This is a genomic window from Xanthomarina sp. (assembly GCF_035306605.1).
Taxonomy (GTDB): Bacteria; Bacteroidota; Bacteroidia; order Flavobacteriales; family Flavobacteriaceae; genus Xanthomarina.
In genome coordinates this window covers 1-2,839 of the sequence record NZ_DATGNR010000064.1, presented here as the reverse complement: position 1 = coordinate 2,839, position 2,839 = coordinate 1, and the positions used below count along the sequence as shown (strand labels likewise).

The window sequence follows — 2,839 nt, the reverse complement described above, 5'->3', positions numbered from 1 at the left end:
AGAATAAAAATAAGCACCAATGCCACCGGTACGGCCACCATTAATCTGGATTTTGCGCTTTGTAAATTTTCAAACTGACCTCCATAAGTGATGGTATAACCTGTTGGAAGTTTTAAATCTTTGTCAAGTATGACTTGGATGTCGTCTACAACCGATTGTAAATCCCTGTTTCTAACGTTAACACCTACAACAATCCTTCGTTTGGTATCGTCTCTGGAAATTTGTGCAGGACCCCTAGTATAACTAATATTGGCCAGTTCGCTTAGTGGGATTTTAGCTCCGCTTGGAGTGTCCACATATAAATTTTTAAGACTTTCAAGGTCTTTTCTTTGGCTTTTGTCCAAACGAATAACCAGATCGAAACGTTTTTCACCTTCAAAGACAGAACCTACTGTTCCACCTGCAAATCCTATGGAAATAAGCTGGTTTAAATCGGAAATATTTAGTCCATAACGAGCAATTTTACTCCTATCGAAACTAACGCTCATTTGGGGTAAACCTGCCACTTTCTCAACAATAATGTCTGAAGCACCTTCCACGTTTTCGATCAGATTTCTTATCTCATTGGCTTTATTTGCTAAAACATCTAGGTCTTCACCAAAAACTTTAATCGCCACATCTGCTCGAACTCCGGTAACCAACTCATTAAAACGCATTTCGATAGGTTGCGTAAATTCGACTTCCATTTCTGGAATGACTGAAAGGGCTTCTTTAAATTTATCTGCCAATTCGTTTTTACTGGAAGCAGAAACCCATTGTTTTTTAGGTTTTAGCTTTATAATCACGTCGCTTTCTTCCATAGACATAGGATCCGTTGGAACTTCGGCTGCACCAATCCTGCTGACTACTTGGTCTACTTCAGGGAAATTGTCCAATAAAATCTGTTCGATTCGAGTGGTGATTTCTATGGTTTTGCTTAAAGATGTTCCTGTTTTTAAAACGGGTTGAATCACAAAATCACCTTCGTCTAAAGTTGGTACAAATTCGCCTCCCATGTTGCTGAAAATCCAAAAACTTGAAGCCATTAAAACAAACGATAATGAAACTACCAATTTTTTGTTGTACAAAGCCCAATTGATTACTGGTTGGTAGAACTTGTTTAATAACCTCATTAATCTAACAGAAATATTTTTATCACTCTGCACGCTTGGTTTTAGAAGTAAGGAAGAAATTACCGGAACATAGGTTAAACAGAAAATCATGGCTCCAATTAGCGCGAAGCTAAAGGTCATAGCCATGGGTTTAAACATTTTTCCTTCAATACCACTTAAGGATAGAATTGGGATGAACACAATTAAAATAATGAGCTGTCCAAAGATGGCCGAATTCATCATTTTTGAAGAGCTTTTTAAAGTAACAGCATCGATATCTGCTTGTTGGTCTTTTTTAGAAAGTGAAGTTATCTTTGCGCTTTGAGCTGTGATTTGAAAAGCTGTAAATTCAACAATAATAACGGCTCCATCAATAATAATTCCAAAATCTATAGCTCCTAAACTCATTAAGTTGGCATCGACTCCAAAGATGTTCATCATGGAAATGGCAAATAATAAACTTAGAGGGATTACGGATGCGACTACCAATCCAGAACGCCAATTGCCTAAGAATAAAACCACCACAAAAATAACGATGAGAGAGCCTAAAATCAGGTTTTCTGCAACGGTAAAAGTGGTTTTGTTTATGAGCTCGGTACGTTCTAGAAAGGGATTAATATAAACGCCTTCAGGCAAAGAACTTTCAATGGAAGCAACACGTTCTTTAACGTCTTGGATAATTTGATTGGAGTTTCCATCCTTTATCATCATAATCTGACCTAGTACTTTTTCACCTTCACCATTTCCGGTAATGGCACCAAAACGTGTAGCACTTCCAAAGCCAATTTTTGCAATGTCTTTGATGTAAATAGGAACGCCATCATTTTTAACTACAATATTGCCAATATCTTCAAGAGATGTAACCAATCCTTCGCCTCGAATAAAAAAAGCTTGATTGGTTTTTTCAATATATCCGCCTCCGGCAACACTGTTGTTTTTTTCTAGAGCTGTGTAAATTTCAGAAACTGAAATATTCATAGCGTTTAGCTTTTCTGGGTTGATGGCTACTTCATACTGTTTTAAAAATCCGCCCCAAGTATTTACTTCTACCACTCCTGGTATTCCAGAAAGTTGACGTTTTACCACCCAATCTTGAATGGTTCTTAAATCGGTAATAGAATACCTGTCTTTAAATTCAGGTTTGACATCTAAAACGTATTGATAAATTTCTCCCAAACCTGTGGTTATGGGACCCATTTCAGGAGAACCAAAACCTTCTGGAATTTTTTCGGAAGCCGATTTAATTTTTTCAGCAATTAATTGCCTTGGCAAATAAGTACCCATTTGGTCTTCAAATACTATGGTAACTACAGATAAGCCAAATTTTGAAACCGAACGAATCTCAATAACTCCCGGTAAATTGGCCATTTCTAGCTCGACAGGATAGGTAATAAATTGTTCCACATCCTGAGTGGATAAATTTCTAGAGGTGGTAATAACTTGCACTTGGTTGTTGGTAATATCTGGAACAGCTCCAATAGGTATTTGAGTTAAGGAAATTATTCCAAAACCAACCACAAATGCCATGAGTAAAAGAATAATGAGTTTGTTCTTTAAACTGAATTTAATGATGTTTTCTAACATAATTCGTATGTAAAAAGTGTGAAGCCATTAAGAAATAGCTTTTAAAATGAACTTAGATTACGGGTGAATTATGCGAATTTAGGAGGTTGAAAAACAGCTGATTTTTCAAATAGAGAGATAGATTCTTTATAAAAGAAGTTACAAGGAATTTCAACAAAAGGTGG

The 2,839-nt window shown here is 36.4% G+C and carries 1 protein-coding gene; it reads right to left on the bottom strand.

Going from position 1 to position 2,839, the window contains the following annotated elements:
- The coding region (locus tag VKY41_RS09315; protein WP_500814176.1) for an efflux RND transporter permease subunit at nucleotides 1–2,675 on the bottom strand (2,675 nt) is incomplete at its 3' end.
- Nucleotides 2,676–2,839: the final 164 nt, after the last annotated feature.